The sequence below is a fragment of the Saprospiraceae bacterium genome, assembly GCA_016710235.1.
In the GTDB taxonomy this organism is placed as follows: domain Bacteria; phylum Bacteroidota; class Bacteroidia; order Chitinophagales; family Saprospiraceae; genus Vicinibacter.
In genome coordinates this window covers 2,579,387-2,597,967 of sequence record JADJLG010000001.1, presented here as the reverse complement: position 1 = coordinate 2,597,967, position 18,581 = coordinate 2,579,387, and the positions used below count along the sequence as shown (strand labels likewise).

Here is an 18,581-nt window from a genome sequence, read left to right as displayed (position 1 = left end):
TCACAGATAAATTGATCTCCAGCTAAAAAGCAATACTAAAACAATAATAATAACGAGAATAAATAATAGGGATGTTGAGAGTACTTGCTTTCTGAATCGGTTCAAAAAATCGGCATCATTTGGATAGTTTTCCACGACTTCTTTTTGCCATCTCTGTGAAGAAATGAGCTGTTCCCAACCAAAACGAATTCCTTTGTCCATCATAGTTTTAATATACTTCAACGTAGATACCCGAATATAAAGATTGAATCCTATCAACAGTATAGCAATACTGATAATGATAATAGTTCCTAACATAAGTTTATGAATTCAGCAATTGAGGAATCACTTCATGAGCTGCCTGAATTGCAGCAGGCAATCCGGACAATTTTTTCCCTCCGGCAGTAGCAAAAAATGCTTGCCCCCCTCCTCCTCCTTCAATGTGCGAAGTTACTTTTTTCAAAAGTTGAGGTGCCGGATAAAGTCCAGCGATGTCTTCAGAAACATAACACATCAACTGTGGTTTTTCATCAGTTTGATAAGCCAATAATAGAATACATGGAGAAAGCTGCTTGCCCAATTGGAATATCAGATTTTTAGCTATTTTACTGTCATCCAGATTTACCTGAACTGCCAATGTTTGAATACCTTTAACTCGTACAGCTTGAGGTAACAAATTCTGATACAGTTGTTGAGCATCTTTTTCTTTCCATTCCAGAATTGTTTTTTGCAAAGATTTATTCTCTTCCTGAAGATGTATGATGCTATTGACGATATCGCGAGGATGATTCAGTTTTTCTTTAATTTGTTCCAGTAGCTGCTCTTGATCCAAAACATAATTTTCTGCACCGACAGCGGTCAACGCTTCTATTCTTCTAATTCCAGCAGCCACGGCAGACTCAGATACTATTTTCAGCATTCCAATCACCGCGGTCGATGGCACGTGACATCCTCCACACAATTCTCGGGAAAATGTTGAATCAAAAGTGATCATACGTACATTCTCTCCATATTTTTCACCGAAAAGCATCATCGCACCTTTCGTCTTGGCGATTTCTATGGGGATAGACCTATCCTCTATTCTTGGGACATTTTGTCTTATTTTTTGATTGACAATTTGCTCTATTTTCTTCAACTCATCCGGCTGTACTTTTTGAAAATGGGAAAAGTCAAATCTCAAATAATTGTCATTGACCAATGATCCTTTCTGGGTCACATGTGTCCCTAAAACTTCCCTCAAAGCTGCATGCAGCAAATGTGTTGCTGAATGATTGCATTCTATCAAACTCCTTCTCATCATGTTTATCTCACAAGACATTGACCTATCCAACGTAGCTGGTAATCTATCTACTACGTGCAGAATCAAATCATTTTCTTTTACTGTATTCAATATTTGAAGAGTTTCCTCACCTGCCTGTAATATTCCGGTATCACCAACTTGACCTCCTCCTTCAGCATAAAATGGAGTTTTATCCAGAACGAGATGATAATTCTTGTTTCCCTTAGCTGTAAACTCTCTCCATCGCAACACCCTTACTTCTGGTAAAGAAGATTGGTCATATCCCACAAAAGTCGTTTCTCCATCATTGAGAATATGCCAATCGGAATACTCTTTTTTGGCATCTGCCCGAGAGCGGTCTTTTTGCTGATTGAGCGCTTGTTGATAAGCAGATATGTCAACCTCCCAATCTTTCTCTCTGGCAATGAGCACCGTGAGATCTATCGGAAAACCATAGGTATCGTAGAGTTCAAATGCATCTTTGCCGCTGAGCTGCTTATTTGAGACTTGCAGGGTCTCAAATCTCTTGAGACCTGCTTCCAAGGTATGAAGAAACGAATGCTCTTCTTCATGGATTACCTTGGTGATCAATTCTCCTTGAGAAATCAATTCAGGAAAGGCTTCGCTCATTCCTTCTACCAATATTGGAACTAAGCGAAACAAGAAAGGATCTTTGATATTCAGGTAACTATAATAATATCTCACTGCTCTTCTCAATATTCTCCTGATCACGTAACCGGGACCGGTATTTGAAGGAATGGAACCATCTGCTATCGCAAAAACTATGGCACGGATATGGTCTGCAATCACTCTCATTGCCATATCGGATTTATCTTCTCTAGTGTAAGATCCTTTATAGAGGATACCTGAAAAGTTTTCGATAAATTGGATCGTAGGTGAAAAAATATCTGTATCGTAGCTTGCTTTTTTATTTTGTAAGACCATCGACAGCCTTTCAAATCCCATGCCTGTATCGATATGTTTTTCAGGCAGTTCCTCCAGGCTACCATCTGCTTTTCTGTTGAATTGAATAAAAACCAGATTCCAAATCTCCATGACATCAGGCGTCCCTGCATTGACCAAAGGTGCACCAGGATTTCTTTTGATTTCATCTTCTGATCTCAGGTCAATATGGATTTCGCTACAAGGACCACAGGGACCCGTATCCCCCATCTCCCAGAAATTGTCCTTTTTACCAAAAAACAAAATCCGATCTTCATCGACCCACTCCCTCCAGAAACGCACCGCTTCCATGTCCCTATCCAGACCTTCGCTTTCATCGCCACCGAACACACTGATAAACAATCTGTCCTTTGGCAACCTGTATTCTTCTGTCAAAAGCTGCCAGGCCATTTGAATTGCCTCTTTTTTGAAATAATCCCCGAATGACCAGTTGCCCAACATTTCAAACATCGTATGATGATAACCATCGGTCCCTACTTCTTCAAGATCGTTATGCTTGCCACTGACCCTCAAACATTTTTGCGTATCTGCTATCCGGCGAACTTCAGGTACCTTTGTTCCAAGGAAATAGTCTTTAAACTGATTCATGCCTGCATTTGTAAACATAAGCGTAGGATCATTTTTGACTACAATTGGAGCGGATGGCACAATTTTATGTCCCTTCTTCGCAAAATAATTCAAAAACCTTTGGCGAATTTGCTTCGAATCCATGTTTTTATTTTCTAAAATTATTTTCTAAAATATTGAATTTCTTTTATTTATAAAGATAATATATATATATATATTATTTTGCCGAACCAACTTACTCGCGAATTACGAGAAATTCTTAACTTTGTATGAATCAAACAAAACGAGTTTCGTCTCGGATCGCAAAAGTAATTAAATTACCACCGATGCTGAAATGAGAGGAGAAAAATACGTATACAACCCCCATACGCTCCAATTCGAGAAAGTCAAGCTTTCGAGGAAGAATCTCGTGCTGCGCGCATTTATGTTCCTGTGCGCAGTCGTAATCACCGCTATTATTTTCACTTTCCTCACATCTGAGTATTTTCCAAGTCCTGGAGAAAAAGCACTTCGCAAAGAACTGACACAAATGGAGTATCAGTTTCTTTCAATGAAAGATCAAACTGAAAAAGCTTCAAAAATTCTTCAAAACCTTCAGAACAGAGATGCCAAAGTTCATCGTGTACTTTTTGGAATGGATCCGATAGATCAAGGTCTGTGGGAATCGGGAGTCGGAGGACACGACCCTTCTTCTTATCTCAATCACTTAAAAAATTCCGGCTCGCTACGTGATATCAAAGAACAAGTTGGAAAGCTTGAAAAACAGTTGTATCTCCAATCAAAATCGCTCGATACTCTGGAAAAATTGGCGAGAACCCGAGAAGACATGATTGCCAGCATTCCCTCAGTAAAACCTGTTCGTATAGACAAGTTGGAGCGCAATGTTGAACAACTGTCGGGATTTGGTATCCGCTTGCATCCCCTTCACAAGATCAACAAAATGCATCAAGGTATTGATTTTACTGCGCCGGCAGGCACACCTATCCAATCCACAGGTGACGGTAAGGTAGTCAAAGTAGAAAATAAATCCTCCGGCTATGGACGCTCTGTCACCATAGATCACGGATTTGGCTACGTGACCTTGTATGCTCATATGAAGGATATTGTGGTGCGACAAGGTGAAAAAGTTACCAAAGGCCAAAAAATAGGTACTATAGGCAATACAGGCACCTCTACCGGTCCACATTGTCACTATGAGGTTCATTTCAATGGCAAACCAGTCAATCCAATCCACTACTGCATGGATGGTTTAGATCCAAAAGAATATCAGGAGATGGTCGAAAAAGCATCCATTGCAAACCAATCATTTGATTGATCATTCCTTTTACTCTTTATAAATTTATAGGAGTTTTTACTCTCTTTGCATCGACCTGTTTTATAAAGCCTAATTTATATCTCGAGGAAAGACAAGCACCAATTTAATTTTTAAAAAAAGGCATTAAGCGGTGCTTAATGCATAAGTATAGAAATTTTAGATAAGCCTTATTGTGCAGCGCAGAGATCTTTCAAGATTAATCTTCAAACCATGGCTGAATTGACTTTGCAGACTTTTAATCAAAATAAAAGAGGAAGATAAACCCTACTCTCCCCCAAGATTTTGAAGAAAATGCTCTATGTCTTCCATCATCTTCGCTTCCGACTTATTGATTTTCTTGAAGTTGTAGGCAATTTCATGACAGGTGTGCAGAATTAATTCTGTAGTCTCAGTATCAAAAAAGTAGGGATGCTCTTCGGCAAAAAGTTTGAAATCTCCTAATGCGTCTTCCGCACTGTAGCCTTCATCTTCAAGCCACTCGAAGATGGCTTCAACTTCGATCCCTCCATCTGTATCAAAATCATGTTTAGCACGATCTGTCTTTCTCCAGAAGTTGTTGATTTCAGAGTGGAGATGAGCAAATTCGTCAGGATGAACTGTACCATCAGCATCGGCAACTGCATAAAACAGATACGCTATTTTTTCATAAAAGGACTCAGATTTCTTCATCTATGTGCAGACTATTCTACTGGTTGAGCAAACAATAATATTTCTATATGTGTTGTCGCGAACTATTCTTCCGCTGCCTGACCTTTTACATACTTATCATAAATATAGACCGGTATCTTGCTGTGAGCAAAATGTTCTACGATAATTGGTTCTACCTCATTCCAATCTAGACCTCCTACTCCTGTGGCTACTTTAGGCAATGCAATACTTTGAATATTGTTTTTTTCTATCTCATGCACAAGATCTTTCAAGCAATGTCTCAGATTGTGCAAACTTGCTTTTCCCGGATGACTGGAATTCGTCTGCGGTGCTTCCTGCGTCATCAGATTGAATATCTTCTTGTGATTGATTCCTTGCCACAACCAGACACTTCCCGGTTTTGGGTGATATGTCTGACAGAAATGCCTAAAATCTTTATAGAGGGAAGGAAAATCTTCTCTTAGATGTGCTGCCAATCCGGAATCAAAATGATCCATCGGCGCAACTCCGTGTGCGATAGCGTCCGCTTTACTCAACAAGATGTCTCCTTGTACTTTCTTTATCATGATTTCTCTTAATTTATTGATGATTTTAATTCTAAAAACTAAGCTAATTCTTCTCTTCAGCTTCTTCGCAAAAATACTCAACCGAAAGGATATCAAAGGAATTAATCTAATGAAAAAAAGTGCTATCCGTTTTGACGACTCAGATCTTTTCAAAGATCACATTCCCAAGATTTCAGTGATTTCAATCAAATGATCATCAGGCTCTTTCTTCGATTTGATCGCCTTGCTGAAAGGTGTGAATTCCACATTTTGGTGGACGATACCGACCATCACATTTTGTTTACCTTGCATGAGTGCTGTTACAGCTTCATAGCCCAACCTGCTAGCGAGTAAACGATCGGCGGCACTTGGTGAACCTCCCCTTTGCAAATGACCGAGCATCGTCACACGGAGATCATATTCAGTGGTTCTTTCCTGGATAAGTTTTGCGATCTCCATACTATTGCCAATATGGTTTCCTTCTGCTACGATTACTAGTCCAAACAGTTTCTTTCTCCTCAATGACTTTTTCAACTTTTCGATTAACCCGTCAATATTCGTTTCCACCTCAGGCACCAAAAAAGCACTGGCACCGGAACAAATAGCTGTGTAAACTGCTATAAATCCTGAGTGCCTGCCCATAACTTCGATCAGAAACAGTCGATTGTGAGAATCGGCAGTATCCCTGATCTTGTCGACAGCCTCTATAGCGGTATTTACCGCAGTATCAAATCCTATTGTAAAATCGGTACCGTAAAGATCATTATCAATCGTTCCAGGCAGACCGATGATAGGCATTTTGAATTCCTTGTTAAACTGAAGGGCGCCGGCAAATGTGCCATTGCCACCTATCGCCACCAATGCATCAATATCATGTTCCACCAAATTGGCATAAGCCGCTTGCCGCCCCTCAACAGTCATAAATCTCTGACTTCTCGCAGTCTTCAAAAAGGTACCCCCTCTCTGGATAATATTTGCTGAGTCGCTGATTTCCAACCTGTCAATTTCACCATCTATCATACCTTCGTAGCCACGTTGTATGCCATACACATGCAAATCATGGAAACTCGCCGTCCTGATTATTGCTCTGACTGCTGCGTTCATGCCCGGAGCATCGCCACCTGAAGTAAACACAGCTATTCTTTTGATGTCTTGCATTGGTCTAATTCGATAAAGAATGCAATATATGATAACGAACTATTCCTTCCAAAGGTCTTCGCAGTATTTGTGGTAAGGGCAGCTTTCTCTCCCGACAATAATCGTCCAATATTTCCCGAATTTGAAATGCAACACCGCCTATAAAATAGAGCCCTTCAATCCTTTGTCTATCCAATAAGGGATTTGCATAAAAATTAAAAAAATCATCTATTGACTGGACTATGATATCACGACAAAGACTCCTGTCAATATTCTGAAGCACAAATCGAGCAATCATCCCCAGAAGGTTGGCTTTATCCTCAGCCTTGTAAAATTGAGGGATCCAGTTCTGCTGATCCATCCCTGTAGCTGCAATAAAGGCATTCGAGATATCCGGATCTACTTTGCCAGAGTAAAACAACTTGACAAACTTTCTACCAATGTCAGCTCCGCCGCCTTCGTCTCCCAGTATATAGCCCAATGATGACGACTGGTCCAGAATCTGATTTCCGTCTGAGATACAACAACTACTACCCGTGCCCATGATTGAAACCAAAGATGGCAGTCCATTTTCCACAGCTCTACAAGCTCCCAAGAGATCAGAATGAACGTGTATCTCCACAGAAGGAATAATCTGACCGATTAAATCCTTCATGATTAGCTGGCCTTGGTCTCGACAGCCCGCTCCATAGAAATATATGGATTTCCAGGCATAACGCATCCTCACGATGTGGAGTGCTTCGTGCAAAGTGGATGATATGGCGGATCCTGACATAGTCAATGGATTTAGTCCCGGTGATTCCCATCGATCTATCATCGTGGTGTTCTCCAATACTGCCCACTCCGTTTTGGTAGAACCTGCATCTGCCAGTAATATCATGCATGCAATGTAGAAAAATCCATGCATTGTGTAAACATTCTACTCAAAACTTTGATTTACAGCATAAATATTTTCCCGTGATCAACAAAATAACAGTAATAGGTGCAGGTACCATGGGCAATGGTATAGCACACGTTTGTGCTCAATTCGGCTTTGAAACAAAGCTTTGTGATATCTCAGATTCAGCACTGGACAAAGCGCTCCAGACCATCTCAAAAAACTTGAACAGACAAGTTGAGAAAGGGATCTTGACCTTCGAAGAAAGTCAAGCCGCATATAATAGAATAAGTAAGTATAGCTCCATTAGTGAGGCCGTTGCAGAAGCCGATTTGGTCATTGAAGCGGCTACGGAAAATGAAGCGGTCAAACTGAAAATATTTGCGGAAATTGATAATGCTGCCCCTCCAAATTGCATTCTAGCCTCAAACACTTCGTCAATATCCATCACAAAAATTGCCGCAGCAACCAAACGCCCGCAGCAAGTGATCGGAATGCATTTTATGAATCCGGTTCCTGTGATGAAACTTGTTGAAATCATTAAAGGCTATTCAACTCAGGAAACTGTATGCGAAACGATCATAGATCTATCAGAAAAATTGGACAAAATCCCAATCGTTGTGGAGGACTTTCCGGGATTCATCGCCAACAGAATTCTGATGCCTTTGATCAATGAAGCCATCTATTCTCTACATGAAGGAGTAGCCGGAGTATCAGAAATTGATCAAATCATGAAACTCGGGATGGCGCATCCCATGGGTCCTCTACAACTCGCAGATTTCATCGGATTGGATGTATGTCTGTCGATATTGAGGTTACTTCATCAGGGTCTGGGATTGGACAAGTACACACCTTGCCCACTGCTTGTAAACATGGTCACCGCAGGAAATCTAGGGGTAAAATCCGGCGAGGGATTCTATACCTATACTCCTGGAAAAAAAGATCTCGTGGTTTCTTCACATTTTTCTCATTCTTCACACTTTTCTCATTATTCTCATTTTTCACATTAACTGCCAAACAAAATTCAATGCCTAACTGGATACAATCTGTGCTGGGGATGAAATGTCCCGCTTGTAGAAAAGGAAGTCTTTTTCCCAACAATAAACTGTTCGATTACTCTTTTACAATGAACGAGAGATGCGGAGTTTGCAATGAAGAGTTTTTTCGTGAACCGGGATTCTATTACGGTGCTATGTTTCTGAGTTACATCATTTCGGCATTCTTCAGCCTCATCTTTGTAGGCACTTTGATATTAGTATTTCATATGGATTGGGTTCTTGCAGTAGGATTACTTGCCTTAACGCTTGCCGTATTTTTTGTTTTCCTTTTCAGGTTGGCAAGATCACTTTGGATCCACATATTGGTGAAGTACAAGCCAAAAGAAAGGAGGGCATAGCGGAGAAAGCAAATTATCCGGTTTTTACTCCCTTGCAGGCCATTGATCATGATGAAAAACAATTCCTCTATTCGATTTTTATTGTCCTCTTTATGGTTATGTCGATGATGTTTGGGAACCAGATGAAATTCTTTTCAAATCAGAGGGCAAGTATTCACCATTTTAGTCTTTAAAGTAAGCGAATTCCCTTATTTATACCATGTTTAATCTTGCTGATTGGAATTATGGAAAAGTAAATTCAATTCTTTTGATTTCCTGATTTTACTGTAATTTTATAGCAGGAATTAAATTTATCATACTTCTATTATTTGGACAATCCCCTACCATGAGAATTTATTTCATCTGTTTTTTTGCCTGGATGATGACTACAATGTCGTATTCACAAGAATTTACAATATACAAAACTCAAACCTCTTTCGGTCATGAGATTGTAAAATTGCGCCTTAATGACTGCAGCGATAGCAGCACAATGATTATGCGCATAAATGGATTTTACGATGAATATCATTTCAATTCGAATAAACATATAGAATATAGTGATGATTCCTATTATGTACAAACTGATGAATCACTAAATAAAGGACCACTCACAAAATCAAGGTCAATTTTCAGTAGTCGCCCGTTTTTCGACGGTGGAATTCAATCCTTTGCACTTGACTATCAAGGCATACATTATATCGGATTGCAAGATGGAAGACTGAAGTACATGCCCTACAAATACAAAAGGGATTCTCTTGCGAGGACTTTATCTACACTAAAACCCGGCTTGCAGTGGGAGGCTTTGACGATACTCCATGACAAGCTTTATGGCATCACAGGAGCTGTTATTGAACAAAATTATTTTGATTCTACGATGCTCTACGAAATACCTCTGGATAAGCCGGACTTACCGGTCTATATCATGTCTCTCCGCTTTGATTCTGCCAACCTTGCCGGTCCTTATAATGCCGTAAGAATGTCGCTCAACCAGTACTTTCATTCATGTGACTCTGTAGATCTCTATCTGACTCTCGTTTACAATTTTAGCAGCCCTAAATCAGGTGTGGAAGTTTATCAGATCAACCTCAGAGACAAAACCCAAAAACTCGTCTGCAAGAAATCTTCCTTAAACGGAGAATACTCTTTTACCTCTCTGGCTCATGAGTCTGAGTTTATGTCATCACGCTGCGTCCTCGCTCTGGACCTTGACGAAGATGGAAGCAGCGGTGATTATACCAATGGCAATAGCTTCTATGCACCCTGCCCAACGGACAGCATCTCCCTTTGTGACGATGATCTCTATATCCACTCCATATACCCCATCGACAGCCTACAACTCGAATTTTATCTGCCGCCATTGGACGGCCTCAACGAAAACTTACTTTGCACCAGCTCTGATCCAAACTTTCTCATCGTCCAATCCGGACCTCAAAGGCTCTCTGTTTACAATAAAGCATCAGCGAGTACCATGGACTGGAAAGCTCTGATTCAGTCACTGCGATATCACAATCTCCTGCCAGTCCCTACAGAAGGCTCAAGGGAGCTCCGCATCAAGATGTACGCCAAAGGCCAACTGGTAGATGCTCTCGTCACCATCGACATCCCGAGATTACCTGAAGCAGGCTCATATGGGGAATATACAGTTTGTAGATCAGACCCTCCGTTTGATCTATTCATTGCTATTCAAGCCCCAAAGAACAAAGGGGGCAGATGGCTTGAACCACTCCACGAAGTTAATACCGGTCAATTCACACCCGGTATAGATTCGCAAGGCATATATACCTATGTGCTGGATAGGCCTCAGTGCTATAGTGACAGCGTCAGGGTAAAAATCACATACTATCCACAGACTCCCTTCAATCTGGGCAGAGACACTGTATTGTGCCAATCCACTGACTTTATGATAGATCCGCACACAAGCCTCTATGTACCGACCTGGAGTGATGGGAAGAAAAGGTTCTCCTGGAATGTCAACTCTCCCGGATGGTATTGGGCAGAAATCAAAGATACCAACTGGTGTATCACAAGAGACTCGATCTTTGTTGATTTCCGTTCCGGTCCTGTCGAAGAACAGTCTTCCGTAACAGTTTGTAGAAACAAAAATTTTGTGTACAAAAACAAAAGTTATTCCTCCGGACAGACCATAAGAGACACCATCAGCAGGAATTCCCAATGTGACAGCATCTATATCATTGAGCTAAAAGAAGCCACACAAGTCTTTAAGACAGATAGCATCTCCATATGTGAGGGAACAGAAATACCCTACCGGAACCACTGGCTAAAACCCGATAGCATTTACTTTTTTAACCTACCCGTTCAGTCGTATGCCTGTGATACCAGCTTGACAGTGATTACTTCACGCAAGGATTTGCTGCGCTACAATACTGACTTCATGATATGCCCGGATAGTATTTTATGGTATAAAAATCACTCTTATGCCCCTGGTAGAACATACCACTTGATTATACCCGGTACAGGAACAGACTGTGATACTATAGAGCAACTGAATGTAATCTCCTTTCCTAAAAACTCACTCAAAATCACAGGTGTATATAGTGCTTATCTCGATGATCAATTGATTTTGCAACTGTATGCAGATAGCAACAAACTGCGTCAATACCAAATCCAACCATTGGACGATCAAATCATGGAATTGGATAAAAATGAAATCCATGTCAGAGTGATGAGATCTCAGGATTATACCCTTGATGCTATAGATGAAAATGGTTGTGGTCTCAGCTCCACATTCAGCATACAGCTGCTGGAAAAAACTGCTATATATGTTCCAAATGTTTTTTCTCCAAATGGAGACATGGTCAATGACAAGTGGACTGTATTCGCCAGCCCGGGCTTAATCATCAAATCCTGTTCGATATTCAATAATCAAGGTCAAAGGGTATTCTTCAGTGATTCGTCGAATCCGGAATGGGATGGGACTTTCCTTGGACAAGCTCTCAATCCCAATGTCTTTGTGTACATCATAGAATATGAAAACAATAAAGGATTCATGAATAAATTGGTGGGTGATATCACCTTAGTAAAGTAATCTTATCAAATATCCCAGAGGAGTACATTGTAATAACACCGACCTCCGATGCAGTGCAAAATCGCTTTTATATTCTTGACTCTGGTTCTGATTTTAAACTTTGCTGCCACAGTGGATTTAAAAATTACTATTGGGAATGTTTTCTGTTTTTGAAGAATCATATGATTATGTTTAACATTCCAACTTATACCCATTCCAATTTTAATGGTGTTGATTGTAGTGTCGGACCGCAGTAGCTGGCAAACTACTACTTAAAAGATCACAAGGTATTTTTATATTATTATATTATTTCAATTTATCATATTTTTATTTCTATTAAAAGACATACTGGCAAATTATTCATAACTTTAAGCATCTTTAAACAAAATCAATTATTATGAACTACAAAGTAAATTGGATGGCAATAGTTGCCTGTGTTATTGCCTGTATGGGTATCGGTTTCCTATGGTACGGTGCTCTATTTCAAGCGCCGTGGATGGCAGGAAACGGAATCACCATGACAGATGACCACTCCAAAATGTTGAAAAACGGAGTTGAAATTCCAATGTCAGCAACTCCTATGATTCTCAACACCGTCGCGATGATCGTGTACGCATTGCTGATCAATTGGTTAATCAACAAAAGCAATGCTAACAACCTTGTTTCGGGAGCCACGATCGGATTCATCATCGGTTTGATCAGTTGCATCCAAGTATTCATTGGCAATTTGTTTGCCGCAAATTCGAATACGCTCAGTATGGTCAATGGCTCTTATGCCTTGGTTGTATTTACTGTAATCGGGGCAATATTAGGGGCTTGGCAAAAGAAATAAACGTGCTGTAGATCAATCTCACATGTCATGATTGAAAAGATCGATTTGAAGGTCTGATCAATCCTCCAGACAAGCTCACAATAAAAAAGACCGGGTACATTCCGGTCTTTTTTATTAAAATCCTCAAAGTTGTCATTCTGCATAACTTATGAATAACATCATCGTTATCATCATAAATCTTAAAGTCGAGGCAAGCTAGAAAGTACCAAACGAATTCATTCAACCCAAAAATGCAATCTTGCTTTCCCAAAGCGAATTTGAGTCTACATGATCCATTACATTGCATGTAAATTGTGATCTTTGGGATTCATTTCAAATGAACTTATGTCGTCTCTTCATCAATTTCAAGAACTTGTCAAGGAATTTTTACCACTAAACCTTCCTGAAAGCAGAATACCGGATCCTCAGCTACCCCATGCTCCTAAGCGCAATATTTATGGATTGTCTAAGGATGATAAACATCTTGCTGTCCGGAATGCACTCCGGTATTTCCCTTCGAAATGGCACCATATCTTGATAGATGAATTTGCTCATGAGCTGAAGCAATACGGAAGAATATACATGTATCGATTTCTTCCCGACTATGAAATGAGGGCAAGGCCGATAGAACAATACCCTTGTGTTTGTAAGCCCGCTGCTGCAATCATGCTTATGATCCAAAACAATCTGGACCCGCTCGTAGCAAAATATCCTCAGGAATTGATCACTTACGGAGGTAATGGTGCGGTGTTTCAAAACTGGGCTCAATATAGACTTTGTATGAATTACCTGAGTCGAATGAGCCTGAAACAAACCTTGGTATTGTATTCAGGACATTCCTTGGGATTGTTTCCGTCAACTTCATTTGCTCCGCGTGTAGTTGTAACGAACGGTATGATGATTCCAAACTATTCTACCAAGGAAGACTGGAACAAATTCAACGCATTGGGTGTAACTCAATACGGACAGATGACTGCGGGTTCATTTATGTATATTGGACCACAAGGCATCGTTCACGGTACCACGATCACCTTACTCAATGCAGGTAGGATGAACTTCGGCAACTCAGATCTAAGGGGCAAATTGTTTATCACTTCCGGATTAGGAGGGATGTCCGGCGCACAGTCACTTGCAGCCGTAATCACAGGCGCCACTTGCATCATTGCAGAAGTTGATCCGGATGCCATTCACCAGCGAATACAAGACAATTATATTGATGCAGCACATGTATACCATGAGCTCCCGGTTATTTTCGAAAAAGCTCAAACTTACATCGGTGATCAAGGCATTTGTCTGGTCTATGCCGGCAATGTGGTTGACCTTTGGGAATATGCAGCTCGCCATAAAATAAGCGTTCATTTGGGTTCAGATCAGACTTCCCTTCACAATATAGATGACCTTGGCTATTGTCCAGGTGGTTTGAGCTTTGTGGAAGCGAAAGAACTTCTTGCTTCGGACAAAAACAAGTTCATGGAAGAAGTCAGAAAAACTTTGAGGAGACATGTCGATGCTGTCAATATTTTGCATCAACAGGGAATGTATTTTTGGGACTATGGCAATGCATTTCTGAAAGAAGCCGCTCTCTCAGACGCAGATATTATCGACGACTCACGGCCTTCCGGCTTCCGCTATCCATCATATGTGGAAGATATCATGGGTCCCCTTTGCTTCGATTATGGCTTCGGTCCATTCAGATGGGTTTGCACCTCAGGTTCTCTGGAGGATTTACGTCTCAGCGATCAAATCGCTGCTGAAACTTTAATGCGTTTGGAACAGAATTCGGAGGGCAACAGAAGACAACAATATCAAGATAATATCAGATGGATCAGGAGCGCAGGGGAACAACTTCCGGTGGTAGGATCAAAATCAAGGATTCTCTATGCCGATGCTGAAGGAAGAATACAGATTTCTCTGGCATTTAATGAGGCTATAGCTCAAGGCAAAATAGGTCCGGTAGTTCTCGGAAGAGATCATCATGATGTTTCCGGTACCGACTCCCCGTTCCGGGAGACTTCAAATATCTATGACGGATCCCGCTTTACAGCTGATATGGCTGTCCACAACGTCATTGGAGATGCTTTCCGAGGGGCTAGTTGGGTATCCCTGCACAATGGAGGCGGCGTCGGTTGGGGTGATGTCATCAATGGGGGATTTGGCATGTTGATTGATGGAACTGAAGAAAGCAAAGTGCGTATCGAGCAAATGCTGTTTTGGGATGTAAACAATGGTATCGCCCGAAGAGCATGGGCAAGAAATCCGGGAGCGATTCAAACCATACAACTTGCCATGGACAATTTCCCAGACCTCGAGGTTACCCTGCCCAATATTGTAGAAAATGAGCTTACAAAAAATATATTTTGACAAAAGAAAGCTACATTTGTGAGAACAATTAAACTTATATCATACAATCAAAATCGAGTCCAATTATGATGAACGAAAAGGTAAGCCAAATCATGACGAGCAATTTGATCACAGTGAATCCAAATGACAATTTGCATGACATCAAAGAAATCATGATCAGCAAGAAAATACAACACGTTCCGGTCACCGAAGACAGACAATTGAAGGGCATGCTTTCAATGAATGATATTTTCAAAAAATGCAAGGAGCAACAAGATTTGAGTAAAGTTACTGCCAAAGATGTCATGACTCCCAAAGTGGCATACATAGAACCTTCAGATAAAATTGGAACAGCTGCTGAAGTATTTATGGAGCATTTGTTTCACGCTATACCTGTTATTGAAAATGGTGAATTGGTAGGCATCGTCACTACTTTTGATGTCTTGAAATATGCCTACGACAAGGAATATCCACCTCACGCTTAATTTTTAAATAGAGCTTGTACTCAAAGTTTTACAGTACATGAAAAATTATTATATATAAATTTCATGTGCTGTTTAATTATTTCCTTACTTTTGTAACAAACCACACTTTCATGCCACTTTGGTACGGCTTTTTATTGATTTTCTTTGCTGTTTTGGTCATAGCTACCATTGCTGCGTGCGTAAGTTATGTCCAAAAATACAAAAGGAATGCTGAGCAATTAGCCCTTGATAAAGAAGCAGTGAAACTGCAATTCGATCAGGTAAGGAAAGAAAAATTGGACCTGAGCGACAAATTCGAGCAGTTACAATCTCAGGAGAAAACTTTTAGGGTCGCTTATGAAGACTGGAAGTCCAAATATGAATCAATAGAGCATAAGTATCTCCAGTTAAGACGTGAATTTGACCAAATGGGCAATACTCAACAAACGACGGACAAATCATTACCAAAATTTTCAGAGTCAATTCAACTACTAGATGAAAAATTGGAAAGTTTGTCACAGCAGATCAAAACACTTGCGCAGACCCAACAACATTCAGATCCTGAGCTCGTCTCGGAAATGAGATCCTTGCTCAATCAACATATGTTGATCCTTCAACAAGTTATCGGCGAAGAGACTTTTACAAAACTGAGCTTGGCTCATGCTGCTCCAACTGATCCGCTTGTCTGGATTGTAGGCATTGATGAAAATGTAAAAGAGAAACTAGTGTCCTCAGGAATTCGCAGTTTTGAACAAATTGCAGAAATTTCCCAAAAAGAAATGAGAAATTGGTTTGTACTTTTCGAGGACGTAGACCAGAATTTAATCGAATCCTGGCCATTGCAGGCACAAGCCATTCTCAAAACAAAAAACAAAGACAAAACTGAACAGGTTTAATTCTGAATTTTCGGGTACTAGCTCTCCACCATTCAAAAATTTGTACCTTAAATATATTATAGTTTGTAAGAAAGGAATTTCACGCATAAATTCGATTCCGGAAAAACTAACTAACTGGAGTATTCAAAACACTAATTTCAAATTGACACTGGAATCTGCTTTGGTGATTCCCTGTGAGAATCTAATGGGAAATAAAATCAAGGAATCTGATTTGACCAAATGATTTTAAAAAGCAATAGTTGAGTAAAATCGTTCACCCAAAAATGAGGGACTTGATCCTTACTCTACCGAGGATCGCGATAACTATTAAGGGAGTAAACTTATCTTTTTTCAAAATTACATTTGGATCAATATTCAAGGAACGATTGCGGCTGTAACTAAACAATCATATAAAATCAATTCTCATGGATTATGCACGGTCCATTGTCCTTCATTTGGAGTCAATTTCGATCATAATCAATTTCCAAGGTAAAACCCTAAGGTTAAACCACAATGGATGAATACGCTCATTTAATAACTAAAAACAATATTCATTCGCAGCAATCATTTTACCTGCAATAGACCTTCTTAATTCTTTCACATTGACCGGCTCATACCTCGCAAATCGTTTCACACCCATGAGCATTATTTTAAGTTCATCACCTGTAGCAAAAGAAGCTAGTGCATCTTGAGCGTTTTTGACCAATCTGCTCTGAGCATCCCAAAAGAAAACCTTCATGATTGCTTCATAAATGGACATTTCTTCCTCTGTTTTCCTTGAAGAAAGCTTTTGAAGTCTCAATAACACAGACTCTGCATTGTAAAGGTCAATCATCATATCTGCGACATTCATCAGCAATTCTTGTTGATCTTTAAGTTCATGTTTTCCATCCATCTGGTATTTCACAGCAGCCCCGGCTACCATAAGAGTCATCTTTTTAAAATCCTTTGCTGATCGAATTTCCTTGCCATAGCGACCCTCCGGTTGACTCATATCCGGCAGGCTCGTCAATTCCTTCTGAACATCCCACGCAGGCCCAACCAGATCTAGTTTCCCTTTTAAAGTTCTTCGCAAAATCATGTTAATAATCAGCATCCGATTGATTTCATTGGTACCCTCGTAAATTCTATTGATTCTGGCATCCCGATAAATTCTGGAAATGGGAAATTCCTCACTAAAACCATTGCCTCCGTAAATCTGCACCAATTCATCCACAACGTAATCCAGTACCTCAGACCCATAAATCTTAATTATGGCACATTCGACAGCATACTCTTCTGATGCTTCCAACATGGCTGCACCGTAACTGCTACCTGAATTCAATAGAACTGTCTTGTGATCATCCATAAGATCGGAAACTCGGTATACCGTGCTCTCCAGGGCATACGTTCGGATCGCCATTTCGGCTAATTTGTATTGTATCGCACCAAAACCAGATATGGCTTGTTGGAATTGAACACGTTCATTGGCATATCTTACACCCAGGGTCAAGCACATTTTACATCCTCCCATCGACATGACACCGAGTTTATATCTTCCTACATTCAAAACATTAAATGCAATTAAATGCCCTTTTCCGACCTCACCTAGCACGTTGCCCACCGGTACTTGCACATTCTCAAAAAACACCTGCCTGGTAGAAGATCCTTTGATGCCCATTTTATGTTCTTCCGTTCCTAAGCTTAACCCCGCTGTGCCTTTCTCTACTAAAAATCCGGTAAACTTGTTCCCATCAATTTGGGCAAAAACTGTAAATACATCTGCGAAACCGGCATTGCTGATCCACATTTTCTGTCCATTCAGAATATAATAATTACCGTCTTGACTAAGATCAGCGCGAGTTTTGGCAGCTAAGGCATCACTACCGGATCCCGGTTCAGTCAAACAATATGCAGCTTTCAAAGTCCCGGCAGCCAGGCCTGGCAAAAATTTCTTCTTTAGTTCTTCCGTACCAAAATAAAATAAAGGCAACATCCCTATTCCGGTATGTGCAGCTAAGGAGGTGCTGAATGATCCATTCCCCCTACCCAACTCCTCAGAAATAAGCGTATTACTATGGGTATCCAAGGGTGCCCCACCATACTCTTCAGGTATGTGTGCGCCCAGTAGTCCCAATTCTCCAGCTTTATTCAGGAGTTCTACCTGATGATCAAGTTCGTTACCATACTTCCAAACTTCGGTTTCTATAAACTCTCTAACGGAATCTCTGATCATAAGTTGATCTTCTGAAAGATCCTCAGGAATAAAATTAGACTCAATATCGGTGTCCTTAATCAGGAACTCCCCACCCTTTAATAATGATGCCATGTCGAATGTTTCTAATAAAATGAAAGTTAGTGCGATTTGTTTAAATATACTAAGAAACCGATTGGCAATCAAG

The 18,581-nt window shown here is 40.4% G+C and carries 15 protein-coding genes; 8 read left to right on the top strand and 7 right to left on the bottom strand.

Features of this window, described 5'->3' with window-relative positions; genetic code table 11:
* Positions 1-297, bottom strand: coding sequence for a hypothetical protein (locus tag IPI99_10335; protein MBK7340913.1), 297 nt, complete (start codon positions 295-297; stop codon positions 1-3).
* A gap of 4 nt (positions 298-301) precedes the next feature.
* Positions 302-2,932: an alanine--tRNA ligase gene (gene alaS, locus IPI99_10330; GenBank protein ID MBK7340912.1), complete on the bottom strand. Its 2,631-nt coding sequence runs from the start codon at positions 2,930-2,932 to the stop codon at positions 302-304.
* Positions 2,933-3,122: 190 nt separating this feature from the next.
* On the opposite strand from alaS, the gene IPI99_10325 reads away from it, so the two are divergent.
* Positions 3,123-4,103 carry a M23 family metallopeptidase gene (locus tag IPI99_10325; protein MBK7340911.1) on the top strand — a complete coding sequence of 327 codons (981 nt, stop codon included), beginning with the start codon at positions 3,123-3,125 and terminating at the stop codon, positions 4,101-4,103.
* Positions 4,104-4,367: 264 nt separating this feature from the next.
* On the opposite strand, the gene IPI99_10320 is transcribed toward IPI99_10325, so the two are convergent.
* The 4 genes from IPI99_10320 to IPI99_10305 all read right to left on the bottom strand — a co-directional run bounded on the left by IPI99_10320 (position 4,368) and on the right by IPI99_10305 (position 7,340).
* On the bottom strand, positions 4,368-4,772 hold the full coding sequence (locus tag IPI99_10320) for a TerB family tellurite resistance protein (protein MBK7340910.1): 405 nt from the start codon (positions 4,770-4,772) through the stop codon (positions 4,368-4,370).
* Between the two features lie 62 nt (positions 4,773-4,834).
* On the bottom strand, positions 4,835-5,317 hold the full coding sequence (locus tag IPI99_10315) for a macro domain-containing protein (protein ID MBK7340909.1): 483 nt from the start codon (positions 5,315-5,317) through the stop codon (positions 4,835-4,837).
* A gap of 156 nt (positions 5,318-5,473) precedes the next feature.
* Positions 5,474-6,454 carry a 6-phosphofructokinase gene (pfkA, locus tag IPI99_10310; protein MBK7340908.1) on the bottom strand — a complete coding sequence of 327 codons (981 nt, stop codon included), beginning with the start codon at positions 6,452-6,454 and terminating at the stop codon, positions 5,474-5,476.
* A gap of 4 nt (positions 6,455-6,458) precedes the next feature.
* Entirely contained in the window at positions 6,459-7,340 is an 882-nt protein-coding gene (locus IPI99_10305; GenBank protein ID MBK7340907.1) for a hypothetical protein, read from the bottom strand.
* 53 nt (positions 7,341-7,393) lie between these two features.
* Here IPI99_10305 and IPI99_10300 point away from each other — a divergent pair, with 53 nt between their 5' ends.
* From IPI99_10300 to IPI99_10270, 7 genes are all read left to right on the top strand, one after another.
* Entirely contained in the window at positions 7,394-8,320 is a 927-nt protein-coding gene (locus IPI99_10300) for a 3-hydroxybutyryl-CoA dehydrogenase (protein ID MBK7340906.1), read from the top strand.
* Between the two features lie 17 nt (positions 8,321-8,337).
* On the top strand, positions 8,338-8,706 hold the full coding sequence (locus IPI99_10295) for a DUF983 domain-containing protein (GenBank protein ID MBK7340905.1): 369 nt from the start codon (positions 8,338-8,340) through the stop codon (positions 8,704-8,706).
* Positions 8,707-9,031: 325 nt separating this feature from the next.
* Positions 9,032-11,731 carry a gliding motility-associated C-terminal domain-containing protein gene (locus IPI99_10290; protein ID MBK7340904.1) on the top strand — a complete coding sequence of 900 codons (2,700 nt, stop codon included), beginning with the start codon at positions 9,032-9,034 and terminating at the stop codon, positions 11,729-11,731.
* 376 nt (positions 11,732-12,107) lie between these two features.
* Positions 12,108-12,542: a DUF1761 domain-containing protein gene (locus IPI99_10285; protein MBK7340903.1), complete on the top strand. Its 435-nt coding sequence runs from the start codon at positions 12,108-12,110 to the stop codon at positions 12,540-12,542.
* Between the two features lie 324 nt (positions 12,543-12,866).
* On the top strand, positions 12,867-14,882 hold the full coding sequence (locus IPI99_10280) for a urocanate hydratase (protein MBK7340902.1): 2,016 nt from the start codon (positions 12,867-12,869) through the stop codon (positions 14,880-14,882).
* A gap of 65 nt (positions 14,883-14,947) precedes the next feature.
* Positions 14,948-15,346 carry a CBS domain-containing protein gene (locus IPI99_10275; GenBank protein MBK7340901.1) on the top strand — a complete coding sequence of 133 codons (399 nt, stop codon included), beginning with the start codon at positions 14,948-14,950 and terminating at the stop codon, positions 15,344-15,346.
* A 110-nt stretch (positions 15,347-15,456) separates the two neighbouring features.
* Positions 15,457-16,221 carry a hypothetical protein gene (locus IPI99_10270; protein ID MBK7340900.1) on the top strand — a complete coding sequence of 255 codons (765 nt, stop codon included), beginning with the start codon at positions 15,457-15,459 and terminating at the stop codon, positions 16,219-16,221.
* A gap of 517 nt (positions 16,222-16,738) precedes the next feature.
* Here the strand turns inward: IPI99_10270 and IPI99_10265 are convergent.
* Positions 16,739-18,508 (bottom strand): acyl-CoA dehydrogenase family protein, encoded by a 1,770-nt coding sequence (locus IPI99_10265; protein ID MBK7340899.1) that lies wholly within the window; start codon positions 18,506-18,508, stop codon positions 16,739-16,741.
* Positions 18,509-18,581: the final 73 nt, after the last annotated feature.

Coding starts and splice junctions, on each gene's coding strand:
- IPI99_10295 (MBK7340905.1), top strand. CDS start 8,338: ATGCCTAACTGGATACAATCTGTGCTGGGGATGAAATGTCCCGCTTGT.
- IPI99_10305 (MBK7340907.1), bottom strand. CDS start 7,340: ATGCATGGATTTTTCTACATTGCATGCATGATATTACTGGCAGATGCA.
- IPI99_10325 (MBK7340911.1), top strand. CDS start 3,123: ATGAGAGGAGAAAAATACGTATACAACCCCCATACGCTCCAATTCGAG.
- IPI99_10280 (MBK7340902.1), top strand. CDS start 12,867: ATGTCGTCTCTTCATCAATTTCAAGAACTTGTCAAGGAATTTTTACCA.
- IPI99_10320 (MBK7340910.1), bottom strand. CDS start 4,772: ATGAAGAAATCTGAGTCCTTTTATGAAAAAATAGCGTATCTGTTTTAT.
- IPI99_10290 (MBK7340904.1), top strand. CDS start 9,032: ATGAGAATTTATTTCATCTGTTTTTTTGCCTGGATGATGACTACAATG.
- pfkA (MBK7340908.1), bottom strand. CDS start 6,454: ATGCAAGACATCAAAAGAATAGCTGTGTTTACTTCAGGTGGCGATGCT.
- IPI99_10285 (MBK7340903.1), top strand. CDS start 12,108: ATGAACTACAAAGTAAATTGGATGGCAATAGTTGCCTGTGTTATTGCC.
- IPI99_10335 (MBK7340913.1), bottom strand. CDS start 297: ATGTTAGGAACTATTATCATTATCAGTATTGCTATACTGTTGATAGGA.
- IPI99_10270 (MBK7340900.1), top strand. CDS start 15,457: ATGCCACTTTGGTACGGCTTTTTATTGATTTTCTTTGCTGTTTTGGTC.
- alaS (MBK7340912.1), bottom strand. CDS start 2,932: ATGGATTCGAAGCAAATTCGCCAAAGGTTTTTGAATTATTTTGCGAAG.
- IPI99_10315 (MBK7340909.1), bottom strand. CDS start 5,317: ATGATAAAGAAAGTACAAGGAGACATCTTGTTGAGTAAAGCGGACGCT.
- IPI99_10275 (MBK7340901.1), top strand. CDS start 14,948: ATGATGAACGAAAAGGTAAGCCAAATCATGACGAGCAATTTGATCACA.
- IPI99_10265 (MBK7340899.1), bottom strand. CDS start 18,508: ATGGCATCATTATTAAAGGGTGGGGAGTTCCTGATTAAGGACACCGAT.